Annotated in this window: 13 protein-coding genes; 5 read left to right on the forward strand and 8 right to left on the reverse strand. The window is 64.0% G+C overall.

Annotated elements, in window-relative coordinates; all coding sequences use genetic code 11:
- Positions 1-57: 57 nt before the first annotated feature.
- On the reverse strand, positions 58-588 hold the full coding sequence (locus CR492_RS04215) for a CreA family protein (protein WP_102842482.1): 531 nt from the start codon (positions 586-588) through the stop codon (positions 58-60).
- 268 nt (positions 589-856) lie between these two features.
- On the opposite strand from CR492_RS04215, the gene CR492_RS04220 reads away from it, so the two are divergent.
- On the forward strand, positions 857-1,969 hold the full coding sequence (locus CR492_RS04220; RefSeq protein WP_102842483.1) for a DUF2865 domain-containing protein: 1,113 nt from the start codon (positions 857-859) through the stop codon (positions 1,967-1,969).
- Here the strand turns inward: CR492_RS04220 and CR492_RS04225 are convergent.
- Positions 1,932-3,293, reverse strand: coding sequence for a glutamate--tRNA ligase (locus CR492_RS04225; protein WP_102842484.1), 1,362 nt, complete (start codon positions 3,291-3,293; stop codon positions 1,932-1,934). The genes CR492_RS04220 and CR492_RS04225 overlap by 38 nt on opposite strands.
- Positions 3,294-3,412: 119 nt before the next feature.
- Here CR492_RS04225 and CR492_RS04230 point away from each other — a divergent pair, with 119 nt between their 5' ends.
- Positions 3,413-4,558 carry a ceramide glucosyltransferase gene (locus CR492_RS04230; RefSeq protein ID WP_102842485.1) on the forward strand — a complete coding sequence of 382 codons (1,146 nt, stop codon included), beginning with the start codon at positions 3,413-3,415 and terminating at the stop codon, positions 4,556-4,558.
- A gap of 15 nt (positions 4,559-4,573) precedes the next feature.
- Here the strand turns inward: CR492_RS04230 and CR492_RS04235 are convergent, their stop codons facing one another.
- Positions 4,574-5,389, reverse strand: coding sequence for an SDR family NAD(P)-dependent oxidoreductase (locus CR492_RS04235; protein WP_102842486.1), 816 nt, complete (start codon positions 5,387-5,389; stop codon positions 4,574-4,576).
- 112 nt (positions 5,390-5,501) lie between these two features.
- On the opposite strand from CR492_RS04235, the gene CR492_RS04240 reads away from it, so the two are divergent.
- The 3 genes from CR492_RS04240 (at position 5,502) to CR492_RS04250 (ending at position 8,593) form a co-directional block, all read left to right on the forward strand.
- On the forward strand, positions 5,502-6,446 hold the full coding sequence (locus CR492_RS04240) for a GlxA family transcriptional regulator (RefSeq protein ID WP_102842487.1): 945 nt from the start codon (positions 5,502-5,504) through the stop codon (positions 6,444-6,446).
- Between the two features lie 152 nt (positions 6,447-6,598).
- Entirely contained in the window at positions 6,599-7,150 is a 552-nt protein-coding gene (locus tag CR492_RS04245; RefSeq protein WP_102842488.1) for a peroxiredoxin, read from the forward strand.
- Between the two features lie 72 nt (positions 7,151-7,222).
- Positions 7,223-8,593 (forward strand): serine hydrolase domain-containing protein, encoded by a 1,371-nt coding sequence (locus CR492_RS04250; protein WP_102842489.1) that lies wholly within the window; start codon positions 7,223-7,225, stop codon positions 8,591-8,593.
- A 9-nt stretch (positions 8,594-8,602) separates the two neighbouring features.
- On the opposite strand, the gene CR492_RS04255 is transcribed toward CR492_RS04250, so the two are convergent.
- The 5 genes from CR492_RS04255 to CR492_RS04275 form a co-directional block, all read right to left on the reverse strand.
- Positions 8,603-10,333 (reverse strand): NAD+ synthase, encoded by a 1,731-nt coding sequence (locus tag CR492_RS04255; protein WP_102842490.1) that lies wholly within the window; start codon positions 10,331-10,333, stop codon positions 8,603-8,605.
- A 273-nt stretch (positions 10,334-10,606) separates the two neighbouring features.
- Complete coding sequence (locus CR492_RS04260) at positions 10,607-11,998, reverse strand: class II 3-deoxy-7-phosphoheptulonate synthase (protein WP_102842491.1); 1,392 nt, start codon at positions 11,996-11,998, stop codon at positions 10,607-10,609.
- Between the two features lie 153 nt (positions 11,999-12,151).
- Positions 12,152-12,703 carry a sugar O-acetyltransferase gene (locus CR492_RS04265; protein WP_102842492.1) on the reverse strand — a complete coding sequence of 184 codons (552 nt, stop codon included), beginning with the start codon at positions 12,701-12,703 and terminating at the stop codon, positions 12,152-12,154.
- 22 nt (positions 12,704-12,725) lie between these two features.
- Positions 12,726-14,150 (reverse strand): glutathione-disulfide reductase, encoded by a 1,425-nt coding sequence (gene gor, locus CR492_RS04270; RefSeq protein WP_102842493.1) that lies wholly within the window; start codon positions 14,148-14,150, stop codon positions 12,726-12,728.
- Positions 14,151-14,201: 51 nt separating this feature from the next.
- Positions 14,202-14,759, reverse strand: coding sequence for a DUF2059 domain-containing protein (locus CR492_RS04275; RefSeq protein WP_102842494.1), 558 nt, complete (start codon positions 14,757-14,759; stop codon positions 14,202-14,204).
- Positions 14,760-14,780: the final 21 nt, after the last annotated feature.

Below are 14,780 nucleotides of genomic sequence, written 5' to 3' on the forward strand. Positions count from 1 at the left end.
ACTTCCCCGCACGCTCGGCGCGGGCGCCCGCCGCCATTCAGACCCCGGGCTAAACCTTCATCCCTTGACGAAATCCGCGCATTTCGGCGCGTCGCCCGATCCGCCCCAAGGCTGGATCGGCACCGTCGAGGTCGAGTTCTTTGGCGAGCCTTCGACAAGCTTGTCGCTATAAACCATATAGACGAGCACATTGCGCTTCGCATCGCAGCCACGCACGATCTGCATGCGCTTGAAGATCAGCGACCGTCGCTCGCGGAACACGACGTCGCCCTGTTCGAACTTGTCCTTGAATTTGATCGCGGCATATTGCCGGCAGGCGAGCGAAACATCGGACGCCTCCTCGGCGACCCCGAACATGCCGGCGACGCCGCCTTTTTCCGGAATCGTATAATAGCAGGCGACGCCTTCGACGCCTGGGTCGTCGATCGCATAGGTCGCCAGCTTGTCGTTCGGGGTCAAGAGCTTGAATACAGTTGATTTTCGGAAAATGAGGTCCGGATCGCCGGAATCCGCGCGCGCGCTCCCTGCGGCGAGCGCGAAAGCGCCAAGCGCCCCGAGGATGAAAGATCGGGATCGGATCGAAATCATGAGCGTGGCGTCTCCGCGGGATGAAGGCTGACATATGCGGGCTTGCCTCTGCGCCGGCAATAGAGCTGCATTGAGCAATCCAGATAGCCTCGACAAACGTCCCATCGCCAAATCTGTTCAAAGCCTATAGACAAGCGCCCTGCGCGATTGCGCCGAAGCCACGCTTCCACCATGAAGCCGTGACAGGACAACGCCCAATCGAGGCTCTGCTTTCGTCGGCAGGTCTTCCTCTCCAGCTCCTGCCGACAGGACACGCTGAAGGCCCTTGATGACCGACCGGTTCCCGTTTCGCGGCTTTTTTTTGCGATGCTTCAAGGACGTCTGGCTGCCTGCGCGGCGTCTCAGCCTGGCTAGGGCGACTTTCGCGCTGACCCTGTTTGCGCTGACCCTCGGCTCAACCGATGCGCTGACGCAGACATATGATTGCGCCGGGCTGCAGGCCAAGATCGCTGAAATCGACCGCGGCGGCGGACGCCCGGCGCGCGGGGCCGGTCCCTCGCGCGAGCAGGTCGCCAATTTGAATCGGATCATCGGCGTTGCGCGCTCGCTCGGCTGCGACCGGCCCGACGTCGCCTTTTCGGGCGCCGCCGGCAATCGGTGTCCCGGCCTCAACGCGCAGATCCGCGACCTGCAGGCTTCCGTCGGTCTGGCGCAATCCCAGGGCGGCCCTGCGGACCGGGCGGCGGCGAGGGTGGAACTGGTCGCGCGGTTCAACACCTATTGCCGCAATCAGCCGCCGCGCCAGCGCGGCTTCTTCGAGCAGCTGTTCGGCATCCCGAGCGCGCCGGAGACTCAGCCACAGCCGGAGATGCCGGGCGTCCCGGAGGAGGCGCATGAGGAAGAATCGCGGCCGCACGGCGGCTCGCAGGCGCTTTGCGTGCGTACCTGCGACGGCGGCTTCTTCCCGTTGAACGTCTCGGCGCGGGGCGCCGATTCAGGGCAATTGACCAGCCTCTGCCAGGCGCTTTGTCCGAACACGACTGTCGCGGTCTATACGCGCGCGCCGAACCGCGAGGTCGAAAGCTCCGTCTCGCTCGAAGGCGGCCTCTATTCGGAAATGCCCAACGCCGGGAAATTCGAGAAAACCTTTGATCCCGCCTGTACCTGCAAGCCCCCGGGGCAGAGCTGGGTCGAGGCGCTCGCCGGAGCCGACAATGTGCTCAATCAGCAGCGCAAGGGCGATATTTTGGTGACGCCGGAAAAATCCGCCGAGCTCTCCGCTCCCAAGGCGGGCGCACGCGCCGGCGCGCCGGACGCGCCCGCTTCCGCGGCCGGAAAAAGCCCCGGACCAGCCGGAGCCGGCGGCCCTGAGGCCTATCGCGAGGTGGTCGGCCCGGACGGCGTCAAGCGGCGCGTCCGCATAGTCGGGCCGACGCCCTGACCCGGCCGATCAGAGGCATCAGCGCCGCGAGCTCCGGCCCGTTTTCCTGACCCGTCAGCGCGAGACGCAGCGGATGGAACAGCGCCCTGCCCTTTCGCCCCGTCCGTTCTTTCAGAACATTGATCCAAACGCTCCAGGTCGTCTCGTCGAAAGGCTCCGGCGGCAGCGCCGCGGCGGCCTCTTTCAGGAAAGCCTCGTCCGACGAATCCCGGGCGGGCAGCGCGATCTCCCCCTCGACGACGCGCCACCAGTCGACGACATCCAAAAAAACCGACAGATTGCCGCGGACGGCGAGCCAGAACGGCTCGGCCTTATAGCCTACGATCTCATGCGCGCCGAGACGGTCGCGCACCGCCTCGAAGCCGAGTCCATGCAATGTGCGGGCTGACAGAGCGGCGAGTTCTGCCGGATCGAAGCGAGTCTGCGTGCGCGAGAGCTGCCTGAAATCGAGGATTGCGGTGAGTTCGGCGAGCGAGACGACCGGATGCAGCGGGATAGACGAGCCGATCAGCACGGCGGCGGCGGCGACCGCGAGCGATTCGAGGCCCGCGTCGCGCAAGCCGCCGATCGAAAGCGCGCCAGTCCGCTTCGAGAGCCCTTCGCCGCTGACCGACGACAGCAGATTGTGATGCCCGAAGCCGGGCGCGGACCCCGCTCCCGCCAGCGCCTCGAACAATTCGATCTGCACGGCCGTATTGGTGACGTGATCCTCGCCACGAATGATGGCCGTGACCTTGCAGTCGAGATCATCCACCACCGACGGCAGCGTATATAGAAACGTGCCGTCCTCGCGAATCAGCACCGGATCCGACAGCGACGCGGAATCGATGTGGCTCTCGCCGCGAATCAGATCGTCCCAGCGCACGATCCTGCGCTCGAGCAGGAAGCGCCAATGCGGCCGCCGGCCCTCCGCTTCGAGCCGCGCCCTGTCTTCCGCGCTCAGCGCCAGCGCCGCCCGATCATAGACTGGCGGCTGGCCCCGCGCCTGCTGGCGCCGGCGCTTGCGCTCGAGCTCCTCGGCGGTCTCATAGCAGGCATAAAGTCGCCCGGCGGCGCGCAATTTTTTGGCGGCGGCCTCGTAAAGCGCGATCCGCTGCGACTGCCGCAACACGCGATCCGGGACGATTCCGAGCCAGGCGAGATCGACCTCGATCGCCTGCGCGTATTCTTCCTTCGATCTTTCGGCGTCAGTGTCATCGAAGCGAAGAATGAATTCGCCATGATGTTTTTTCGAATGAAGGAAGTTCAACAAAGCGGTTCGCGCGTTGCCAATATGAATGGCGCCGGTCGGCGAAGGCGCAAAACGGACGATGGGATGCGGCATCTAGGTCCTGCAAATGTTCCGGAAGCTGTTCCATGCGGGAAGGCGCTACGGCGCGCCTTCGACGATTTTAGGACTCTTATCCATCGCCCCTCAAGAAAGGCCAGCCCCGGAGCGCGCTCATGACGTCGATTTATGCGGCCGCTTTTTTCTGCGCGACGCTGATTCTCCTGAATCTCGTCAGCATCGGCATCGCGATGGTCCGGACAAGGCTGAAAATGCGCCCCGCGCCGACGCCGGCGCCAGCGCCCGGCGTCAGCCTTGTGCGGCCGGTCTGCGGCCTCGACAATTTTTGCGAGGAGACCTTGGGGTCGAGCTTTTCGCTCGATTATCCGCTTTATGAGATCATTTTCTGCGTCGCGCGCGGGTCTGACCCGGCCGCGCCGCTGGTGCGGCGGCTGATCGCGGCTCATCCGCAGGTCCCAGCCCGGCTCATCGTCGGCGACGAAAAGGTCAGCGCCAACCCCAAGCTGAACAATTGCGTGCGCGGCTGGGACGCCGCCAAGCATGACTATATCGTGCTGGCCGATTCGAATGTGATGATGCCGAAAGATTACATCCAGCGCCTTTTGGCCGGTTTTGGTCCGACGACCGGCCTCGTCTGCTCCATGCCGCTCGGCTCGCGACCTCAAAACCTCTGGGCCGAACTCGAATGCGCGTTTCTGAACACTTTCGAGGCGCGCTGGCAATATGCGGCGGCGGGCGTCGCTGGAGGCTTTGCGCAGGGCAAGAACATGATGTGGCGCCGGCAGGTGCTCGAGGCGGGCGGCGGCATCCGCGCGCTCGCCGCCGAGATCGCCGAGGACGCCGCCTCGACCAAGCTGGTGCGGGCGCAGGGCTTGACCGTCGATCTCGTCGACAGGCCGTTCGAGCAGCCGCTTGGCCGACGCAGCCTCAGCGACGTCTGGATGCGGCAGCTGCGCTGGGCGCGGATGCGGCGCAAGACCTTTCCGCTGCATTATGCGCCGGAAATTTTCGCCGGCGCGGCCCTTCCCTGCCTTGTCGCCGCCTATGGCGCGCACGCCCTTGACGCCGGCGCGCCCGGCATCCTGGGCGCCGCCGTTCTGATGGTCCTCCTCTGGCACATCCCCGAGATGGTTTTGGCGCGCACGGCGGGCTGGCATTTCTCCTGGCGCATGCCGCTGATGCTCATCCTGCGCGATCTCATGTTGCCGATCATGTATGTCGACGCCTGGTTCGTCGACAATTTCACCTGGCGCGGCAATGAGATGAGCGTGCGCGAGGAGCCGACGGCGCACGGAGGGTAAAGCGCGGCCCGCGCCTCAGCCTGGAAGGGCTTCGGCTAAGCGGTACCGATCGGCCGGAGTCGTGCGCGACAACTTGGTCGACATCGCGCGGCGAGCGGCCTCGAATGTCTCCCAGTCTGCTACGTCGGGCAGGGCCGGGATGGTGACCCGTTCGCCCTGGTCAAAGCCAACCAGCGCGGCGTCAACCATGTCTTCCGCCGTCATCACCATCCCCTCGGGCAAGTTCTGGTGCGGGAGACCCGCGATCTCCCAAAACTCCGTCGCCGTTGCGCCTGGCAGCACGGCCTGGACGCGGACTCCTTTCGCGGTCAGTTCATGCTGAAGCGAAAGACTAAGCGTCAGGACAAAGGCCTTGGTCGCGCCGTAGACGCCGTTCAGAATTTCCGGCGCAATCGCCGCGATCGAGGCGATGTTGATGATGGCGCCCGAGCCCCGCGCAACGAAGCCGGGCGCTGCGGCATAGGTCAGCCGGGTCAGCGCGGTGACGTTCAGGGTGATCATCTCCTCCATTTTATCGACGTCGGATTGCAATAGAGGCGTCACAGCGCCGTTCCCGGCATTGTTGACCAGCAGCGTCAGGCGGGGCTCCTCGCGAAGTCTTGCTTCAACACGGGCGAGATCGTCGCGATCGCTGAGGCTCGCCGCCAGCGTCTCGATGGACCGCCCTGTTTCGTCCCGCAACCGCTCGGCCAGCGCGTCGAGCCGCGTCTGGCTGCGCGCGACCAGAATGAGGTCATAGCCGCGCCTCGCCAGCCGGTCTGCATAGACGGCGCCAATGCCCGCGGAGCCGCCAGTGATCAGCGCGACGCCCTTTTGTTCATTATTGGTCATGTTCGTTCCCTCAGCCGGCCGATGATCGGCCTTGCATGAGGAGACGTTTACGCTTGCCGGCTCGCGTCTCAAATGTCATATAGACGTCTCTTTAGGACACAACGAGCCCTCCATGCAGCGCGTCGGCTTCACCATTTTCCCCGGCTATTCTATGATGGGCCTTGCTGTCATCTCGGTGTTCGATCTTGCGAACATGCTGGCTGAAAAGCCCGTCTATGACGTGCGGCTGCTTTCGGAGAGCGGCGGGCTGGTCCAAAGTTCGGTCGGCATGCGAATCGAGACCGAAGCGTTCGATGCGGCGGACTACGACACGCTCATCATCGGCGGGGGGACCGAGATTGCGCCGCCAAGCCCTGGGCTCACGGCCTTCTTGCGGGAAACGCCGCAGCGGCGCCGGCGCACCGCGTCAATCTGCACGGGCGCGTTCGTTCTGGCGGAAGCCGGACTGCTCGACGGACGGCGCGCGACGACGCACTGGTTTCACGCGCGGCATTTGCAGGCGTTATTTCCCAAAGTGAAAGTGGATGAAGATCGCATCTTTGTCATCGACGGCCCGATCTACACCTCCGCCGGGATGACGGCAGGGATCGATCTCGCCCTCGCCCTGATTGAAGAAGATCTGGGGCTTGAGATCGCACGCTCGGTCGCTCGCAAACTCGTCGTCTACCATCGCCGCGCGGGCGGCCAATCGCAATTCTCGGCGCTGCTCGAGCTTGAACCGAAATCCGATCGCATCCAGAGCGCGCTGGCTTACGCCAAGCGCAATCTGCATTCGAGATTGACGGTTGAGCAATTGGCCGAGGCGGCGCACCTCAGCCCGCGCCAGTTCAGCCGCGCCTTTCATGCCGAAACCGGGCAATCGCCAGCGAAGGCCGTCGAGCATCTCCGCATCGAGGAGGCGCGAATGATGATGGAGCAAAGAACGCGTCCGATCGACAGCATCGCGCGGGATACCGGATTTTCCGATCGCGATCACATGCGCCGCGCGTTTTTGCGCGCCTTCGGCCAGCCGCCGCAGGTTATCCGGCGGAACGCGCGCGGCGAGGCGCGAATTTGAACCTGCGGCTGAAGTCTCGCGCCCTGCGGCGGCGGTTCAAAAGATAGCCAAAGCTTTGATCCAAGCTGGTCGCGTCCTATCTATAGAACGCAAAGGCAGGGGCCAAGCGGCTCCGCCCTCCTGCGGCCCTCTTGAGACAAAGGACGACTCCCTTGAAGCGCTTGACCTTGTTTCTTTCCTTTTGCCTTGGGCTTTTCTCAACCGGCGCGATGGCGGCGCTTAAGCCAGGCGACGCCGCGCCCGATTTTTCGCTTGAGGCGGCGCAGGGCGGCAAACCGTTCAAATTCTCGCTCGCCGAAGCCCTGAAAAAAGGGCCCGTGGTTCTTTATTTCTACCCGAAATCCTTCACCAGCGTCTGCACGCTGGAGGCGCATGAATTTGCCGAAAGCATCGAGGATTTTGCCGCCGCAGGCGCCAGCGTCATCGGCGTCTCCAGCGACAACATCGTGACGCAACAGGAGTTTTCGAGCAAGGAATGCCGCGACAAATTTCCGGTCGGCGCCGATCCCGAGTTTTCGGTGATTAAGGCCTATGACGCGGCCTTTACCCTGCCGATCGCCGGGCCAGCCTATGCGCATCGCATCTCCTATGTGATCTCGCCGGCTGGAAAAATCCTGTCCGCCTATGCGGATTCGGGCGCGGAGAACCATATCTCGACGGCGCTGGCCGCGGTCCGAAAGTGGCGCGAGGCGCATAAGCCCTGAGCGGCGCGAGCCCACAAAAGCCAACCGTGATAAACCGGCAGCCGTCCTTGTTCCCACACACGGAATCTGCCTATGAAAAAATGGTTGGCCGCGGCGCTGGACTATATTCCCCGCTGGATCGCGTTTCAGCTGCGTCAGCAGGACTTGCCGGGCATAGCCGTCGCGGTCACGGCCGGCGGCAAACTGGCGCTCGACTGCGCCTTTGGAATCGCCGATCGCGCTGCCGGCGCCGCCCTGACGCCGGGCCATAATTTCCGCGTCGCGTCCCATTCGAAGACTTTCACTGCCGCAGGAATCCTCAAATTGGTCGATACGGGCCGGCTCCGCCTCGACGACGCCGTCGGCCGCTATGTCGAAGGGCTCGATCCGCAGATCGCCAGGGCAAGCCTCGCGCAGCTTCTCAGCCATTCGGCGGGCGTTATTCGCGACGGGCGCGACGGCGGTCAGTGGGTCGATCGTCGGCCGTTTCTCAGCGAGGCGGAATTGCTGGAGGCCCTCGCCGAGCCGCCCATTCTCGAGCCCAATCTCCGCTTCAAATATTCCAATCATGGTTATGGCCTGCTCGGGCTTGTGATCGCCGCCGCAACGGGCGAATCCTACAATGACTGGATCGCGCGCGAGGTGGTCGCGGCCGCCGGCCTGACGGAAACCTACCCCGATACAGGCGATGGCGCCGGCGTCACACTCAGTCAAGGACACAGCGCAAAACTGTTGTTCGGCGAGCGCCTCGTCATACCGGGCGACAACCCGACCAATGCGTTGGCGGCCGCGACCGGCTTCGTCAGCTCGGCCAAAAACCTTGCGCTATTCTACGGCCAGCTCAATCCGGACGCAGACCAAAGCATCCTCAGCGTCGCGAGCCGCCGCGAGATGACGCGGCGCCATTGGCGCGTTCCCGACACGAGCGCGGAGCGGCACTATGGGCTCGGCCTCATTCACGGCGATATCGGGGATTGGCCCTGGTACGGCCACTCCGGCAGCTTTCAGGGCTTTTCCACCCACACCGCTGTGACGCCAACGCAAGACCTTTGTATTTCCGTGCTGACGAATGCGGGCGACGGCGCAGCGGCGCTGCTGTTCGAGGGCGCCGTCCATATTCTGCAAGCCTATGCGCAGAACGGTGCGCCGCGGGACGATCTCGCGCATTGGGTCGGGCGGTGGTGGAGCCTTTGGGGCGCGCGGGATCTTGTGCCGATGGGCGACAAAGTGCTGGTCGCGCTTCCGGCGCAGTTAAATCCATTCGCCGACGTCAGCGAGCTGACGTCCTGCGGCGCCGGCGCCGCCACAATTACAAAGGCCGGCGGATTCGGCAATTTTGGCGAGCCGGCGAGGCTCGTTCGCAGCGACAAAGGGGAAGTCAGCGAGGTTTGGCTGGCGGGCGACAGGCTGCAAAGCGAACAGGCCTTTGCTGACGAGGCAAGACGGCGCTACCCGCGCGAATGAACCCCGGCGCTACACAACATCGTCGGCCGGGGCCACGCCCAATCCGCTCAGGCCTTGCTTTTCGGGCGCCGGGGCGGGAGCGCCAGAATCGCGGAATTTGTTGAGGATCGGGTAGCGGCGGTCTCTGCCGAAATTCTTCTTCGTCACCTTGACGCCGGGCGCGGCCTGACGGCGCTTGTATTCGGCAAGATAAAGCAGCCGCTCGACCTTCTTGACCGTCTCAGCGGCAAAACCCGCCGCAATCAGATCGGAGACGCGCATTTCCTTTTCGACCAGCCCTTCCAGAATGGCGTCGAGCTCTTCATAGGGCGGCAGCGAATCCTGATCCTTCTGGTTCTCGCGCAGCTCCGCCGAGGGAGGCTTCACCAGAATATTTTCCGGAATCACCGCGCCATCGGGTCCGAGCGCGCCTTTCGGCTTCCAGCGGTTGCGCAGGCGGCACAACCGAAAAACCTCCATCTTGTAGAGATCCTTCAACGGATTGAAGCCGCCATTCATGTCGCCATAGATGGTGGCGTAGCCGACCGACAATTCCGACTTGTTGCCAGTCGTCACCAGCATCGCGCCGAATTTGTTGGAGATCGCCATCAGCGTCGCGCCGCGCACCCGGCTCTGGATGTTTTCTTCGGTGAGGCCCGGAACGGTTCCGGCAAACAGCGGCCGCAGCGCGGTTTCGAAGCCGGAAACGATCGGCTCGATCGGTAAAATGTCGTAGCGCGCGCCAAGCATATTGGCGCAGGCCTTTGCGTCGGCAAGCGACTCACTCGAGGTGTAGCGATACGGCAGCATGACGCAATGTACGCGGGCGGCGCCCAGCGCATCCACCGCCATGGCGGCGCAAAGCGCGGAATCAATTCCGCCCGAGAGACCGAGCACGACGCCGGGAAATCCGTTCTTCTCGACATAGTCGCGAAGACCGAGCACGCAGGCGCTGTAATCGGCCTCCTCGCCCTGTTCGATGGCGGTCTTCGGCCCTTCGACGCAGCCAAAACCGTTGTCGCCGCGCCGCCACACGGTTTTCGCCACCACGGAGGTAAAGGCCGGAAGCTGGAAGGCGAGCGTCCGGTCGGCGTTGAGGCCGAAGGAGGCGCCGTCGAAAACCAATTCGTCCTGGCCGCCGACCTGATTGAGATAGATCAGCGGCAGGCCGCTCTCGACGACGCGGGCGGCGACAATGGCGAGCCGCTCGTCGGCTTTGCCGCGCCAATAGGGCGAGCCATTGGGAACGAGCAGAATTTCGCCGCCCGTCTCAGCGATGCATTCAACCGGATCAGGCCCCCAGATATCTTCGCAGATCGGCACGCCGATGCGCACGCCGCGTAGCGTCAAGGGTCCCGGCATGGGCCCTTGGGCGAACACGCGCTTTTCGTCGAAAACGCCGTAATTGGGCAAATCGACCTTGTAGCGTATGGCCTCGATGCGGCCGCCGTCGAGCAGCGCATAGGCGTTGTAGGCAAGTCCGTTTTCGACAAGCGGAACGCCAACGAGAATCGCCGGACCACCGTCGGCGGTGTCGCGCGCGAGATCGTCGAGGGCGGTGCGGCAGGCCTCCAGAAAGGCCGGCTTCAGGACCAGATCCTCCGGCGGATAGCCGGCGATAAAAAGCTCCGAAAACATCACGACGTCGGCGCCGAAATCCGCCGCTTGCGCGCGGGCCGCGCGGACGCGTGCGACATTGCCGGCGATCTCGCCAACCGTCGAATCGATCTGCGCGAGGCCGATGACGAGCGTGTCGGTCATTGAAGAATGCAGCCTTGCGCTAGAGCATCCGCCCGAAAAGCTGAAGGCTTTTTGGACCAAGCGGATGCGTTGAAACAATGGGTCAGAGCAAAGGTCCGTTCAGTCAGACCAGCTTTTGCTTTAGCGTCATCAAATGTCCTCGCTTACCGCCAAATGGCTGACGCAAGCGCAGGGCTCGCCTCCGGGAGCGCAGGTGGTTGCGCTTGTCCGCCATTCTCGTCGTGGGGATCGGCCGAGATCAAAAAGCCGCGCGCATAAGGCGCGGCTTGTGTCTCATTCGGCCGCGGCGGGATGGGCCTGCAGGCCCTTGCCCATACGGCCGGTCTTCAACAGTTCTGCGATCAGGAAAGCAACCTCGATCGCCTGCTCCGCATTGAGGCGGGGATCGCAGTAGGTATGATAGCGATCATGCAGATCCGCGTCGGAGATCGCGCGCGCGCCGCCGGTGCATTCGGTGACGTTCTTGCCGGTCATTTCGAGATGCACGCCGCCTGGATAAGTTCCGGCGGCTTGATGGACCGCGAAAAAGGCGCGGATCTCGCTCATGATCCTGTCGAACGGCCGCGTCTTGTAGCCGGAGGCGGCCTTGACCGTGTTGCCGTGCATCGGATCGCAGGACCACACGACGCTGCGGCCTTCCTGTTGCACGGCGCGGATCAGGGCCGGCAGGCTGGCCTCGACCTTGTCAGCGCCGAAGCGGCAGATCAGCGTCAGGCGCCCGGCCTCATTGTCCGGGTTCAGGATGTCGATCAGCCGGATCAGCTCATCCGGGTTCAGCGTCGGGCCGCATTTGAGGCCGATCGGATTTTTGACGCCGCGCGCATATTCGATATGGGCGTGGCCGGGCTGACGCGTGCGGTCGCCGATCCAGATCATATGGCCGGAGGTCGCGTAATAATCCCCGGTCGTCGAATCGACGCGCGTCAGCGCCTCCTCGAAGCCGAGCAGCAGCGCCTCATGCGAGGTGTAAAAATCAGTCTGCCGCAGCTCCTGATGGGACTCGGGATCCAACCCGATCGCCCGCATAAAGCCGAGCGTTTCAGTGATCTGGTCAGCAAGCTCTTGATAGCGCGCCGACTGCGGGCTGTCCTTGATGAAGCCGAGCATCCATTGATGGGCGTTTTCGAGATTGGCGTAGCCGCCGGTCGCGAAGGCGCGCAAAAGATTCAATGTGGCCGCCGCCTGTCGATAGGCCATGAGCTGGCGCGCCGGGTCCGGCACGCGGGCGCCCGCCTCGAAGGCGATATCATTGACGATATCGCCGCGATAGCTCGGCAGCGACACGCCGCCGACGGTCTCCAGCGGCGCCGAACGCGGCTTGGCGAACTGGCCGGCGATGCGGCCGACCTTGACTACCGGCAGCGCGGCGGCGAAGGTTTCCACCACAGCCATCTGCAGGAAGACGCGAAAGAAATCGCGAATATTGTCCGCCGAATGCTCGGCAAAGCTTTCGGCGCAGTCGCCGCCCTGGAGCAGGAAAGCTTCGCCATTGGCGACCTTGCCCAGCATGCGCTTCAGCTTGCGCGCTTCGCCGGCAAAGACGAGCGGAGGGAAACCGGCCAGCTGCCGCTCGACATCCGCGAGCGCTGCGGCGTCGGAATAGACGGGCGACTGCTCAATCGGCTTGGCTCTCCAGCTCGACGGCGACCAGGACTCGACGGACATTTTTATACTCCCGAGCGGCGCGGGCCGCTCCCAACGATTGCATTTTGGGCCGGAGCCCGGACGGCGCAGATCCTCCGCGTCCTAAATAGGACTTTTTGGAAAGAAAGCATCTAGCAGGCGCGGCCCCCCGGATGCAATGTTTGCGCTTTGGGCCTATCTGAGCCGCCGCGCCGGATTGCCGGCGACGGTCGCGCGTGCGGCGACGTCGCGCGTCACCACCGCCCCTGCCCCGACGATCGCGTCGTCGCCGATCGTCACGCCCGGCAGGATCAGCGCCCCCGCGCCGATCCAGCAATTGGCGCCGATGCTGACCGGACGGCCGGATTCGAGCATGGCCCGGCGCTGCGCCGGATCGCGCGGATGGTCGGCCGCGAGAATTTGCACGCCCGGCCCGATTTGCGTCAATTCGCCGATGTTCACCGCAACGACGTCGAGAATGACGCAGTTGAAATTCAGGAAGGCGCCCGCGCCGACGCGAATGTTGAAGCCATAATCGCAATAGAAGGGCGGCCGAATATTGGCGCCTGCCCCTACCTCGCCAAGCAATTCGGCCAGCAGCGCATGGCGCTCTGCGATCGAGACGGCAAGCGTGGCGTTGTAGCGCTCAAGCCAGGCGCAGGCTTTGCGGTGGGCCGCCGAGATCTCCGCGTCGTCGGCGCGGTAAAGCGCGCCGGCGAGCATTTTCTGCATCTCGCTTTGGCTCATGGGCGGAAATCGGCGAGGAGGGTCATCCCTCGAGAAACTCGGCGTCGACGGCGTCCGGGGCTTCGGGCCCGGCGATCGCGCGCTCGAACCGGGCGGTGCGCGTGCGCATCGTGACAAGCTCCTCGGCCGAGGTCGGATGCACCGCGATGGTCGCGTCGAAATCGGCTTTCTTTGCGCCGAGGCGGATGGCGATCGCGAGGACTTGCGCCAGTTCCGCGGCGCCTTCGCCCAAAATATGGACGCCGAGCACCACGTCGGTGCGGCCATCGACGACGATCTTCATCATGGTTTTCTCGGTTCGCCCCGAGAGCGTCGCCTTCAGCGGGCGAAAGCTCGCCTGATAGACGTCGACGCAATCGCAGGCCTCGCGCGCCTGCGTCTCCGTGAGGCCAACCGCGCCAAGTTCCGGGGTCGTGAAAACGGCGGTCGGCACATGGGCGTGATCGACGGCGGTCGTCTTGCCGCCGAACACCGTGTCGGCGAAGGCATGGCCCTCGCGGATGGCGATCGGCGTCAGCTGAAGGCGGTTGGTGACGTCGCCGACGGCATAGATCGAGTTGACATTGGACCGCGAGAAGTCGTCGACGATCACGGCGCCAACGCTATCGAGCGTTACGCCCGCGCGCTCGAGGCCGAGCCCCCTTGTATGAGGCAGGCGGCCGGTGGCAAGCATCACCTGATTGACGTCGAGCTGAAGGCCGGAGGTCAGGTGAACGCGCAAACCGCCGTCGATCTTTTCGATCCGCGTCGGAAGATGGCTAAAGTGCATCTCGACGCCCTCCTCCACGAGCGCGTCGCGCACGCCGCAGCGCATGTCGTCGTCAAATCCGCGCAGCACATTCTCGCCGCGCGACGCGATTGCGACTTTTGATCCGAGCCGCGTGAAAATCGAGGCGAACTCCACCGAAATATAGCCGGCGCCGACGATCAGGAGACGCTGCGGCATGACGGCGAGATCGAAAACCTCATTCGAGGTGATCGCCAGTTCGCGGCCCGGAATATCCGGCTCAAGCACCGGCGTCCCGCCGGTCGCGACAAGGATGGTTTTCGCGCCAAGCCTGCGTCCGTCGCCGAGAATTATGGTGTTCGGATCTTCGATTTCGGCGCGGCTGTCGATCATCGCGACGCCGGCTTTTTCGAGATTGGTCCGATAGATCGCGGACAACCGCGAAATTTCGCGCTCCTTGGCGGCGACGAGCTTTGGCCAGTCGAAGGCCATCTCAGGGATCGTCCAGCCGAAGCCGGCCGCATCCTCGAATTCGTCACGAAAGCGGCTGGCGTAGACCATCAGCTTCTTCGGCACGCAGCCGCGAATGACGCAGGTTCCGCCGACGCGGAATTCCTCAGCGATGGCGACGCGGGCGCCATGGCCCGCCGCGACGCGGGCGGCGCGTACGCCGCCGGAGCCGGCTCCGACCACGAAAAGATCAACATCGAAATCAGTCATTCGCCCCGCCTTGGCCTATCGGACGCCGCGGCGGCGCAAGCCGTCACGCGCTTAGATGTCGTGGCCTTTTTTCTTCATTTCTTCCCTTACCCGGGTCATCATATCGGTCGATATCTTGCCCTGCCAGCCCTGCATGGCGGTCACGATGTCGCTGAGGACGGCCGGCTGCGAGGCCACGTAATTCTTGCCGGCGGCGCTGGAGAAGAATGCGACGGCCGCGTTGATGTCAGGCTCGCTGAGATGCTGGGCGAAAATTTGCGCCGCAAAGCCCGTCATTTGATCCGGCAACCTGTCGAATTCCGGCTGGAGATTGGTCAAAACCTCTTTGAGATCCTGACTCAGCTCCGGGCGGGTCTGGCTCAGCGACGCGCCGATCTGATCGACGAATTGCGGGATTATGACGGTGAAGGAGCGCGCCATGCCTGAGCTCAGCACCAGCGCGCGCGCCGCGGCGAGGTGGGACGGTTTGATGACGCCCGCGGGCGCGGGCGCAGCGCCGGGGGCCGCGGCCTGTGGCGCGGACTTCTGCGCCGTGGCGAGGCCCGCAAAGGCCGCGATGAAAATCGCGCAGGCCGTTGTCAGCCTGATGGAACGAAAAACGCTCTGCAACCGAAGTCTCCCTAAATCTTC

Source organism: Methylocella silvestris, assembly GCF_002891535.1.
Taxonomy (GTDB): Bacteria; Pseudomonadota; Alphaproteobacteria; order Rhizobiales; family Beijerinckiaceae; genus Methylocapsa; species Methylocapsa silvestris_A.

What these genes read in the sequence shown, in the direction of transcription:
- CR492_RS04215 (WP_102842482.1), bottom strand. Translation starts at nt 588, where the DNA reads ATGATTTCGATCCGATCCCGATCTTTCATCCTCGGGGCGCTTGGCGCT.
- CR492_RS04220 (WP_102842483.1), top strand. Translation starts at nt 857, where the DNA reads ATGACCGACCGGTTCCCGTTTCGCGGCTTTTTTTTGCGATGCTTCAAG.
- CR492_RS04225 (WP_102842484.1), bottom strand. Translation starts at nt 3,293, where the DNA reads ATGCCGCATCCCATCGTCCGTTTTGCGCCTTCGCCGACCGGCGCCATT.
- CR492_RS04230 (WP_102842485.1), top strand. Translation starts at nt 3,413, where the DNA reads ATGACGTCGATTTATGCGGCCGCTTTTTTCTGCGCGACGCTGATTCTC.
- CR492_RS04235 (WP_102842486.1), bottom strand. Translation starts at nt 5,389, where the DNA reads ATGACCAATAATGAACAAAAGGGCGTCGCGCTGATCACTGGCGGCTCC.
- CR492_RS04240 (WP_102842487.1), top strand. Translation starts at nt 5,502, where the DNA reads ATGCAGCGCGTCGGCTTCACCATTTTCCCCGGCTATTCTATGATGGGC.
- CR492_RS04250 (WP_102842489.1), top strand. Translation starts at nt 7,223, where the DNA reads ATGAAAAAATGGTTGGCCGCGGCGCTGGACTATATTCCCCGCTGGATC.
- CR492_RS04255 (WP_102842490.1), bottom strand. Translation starts at nt 10,333, where the DNA reads ATGACCGACACGCTCGTCATCGGCCTCGCGCAGATCGATTCGACGGTT.
- CR492_RS04260 (WP_102842491.1), bottom strand. Translation starts at nt 11,998, where the DNA reads ATGTCCGTCGAGTCCTGGTCGCCGTCGAGCTGGAGAGCCAAGCCGATT.
- CR492_RS04265 (WP_102842492.1), bottom strand. Translation starts at nt 12,703, where the DNA reads ATGAGCCAAAGCGAGATGCAGAAAATGCTCGCCGGCGCGCTTTACCGC.
- gor (WP_102842493.1), bottom strand. Translation starts at nt 14,150, where the DNA reads ATGACTGATTTCGATGTTGATCTTTTCGTGGTCGGAGCCGGCTCCGGC.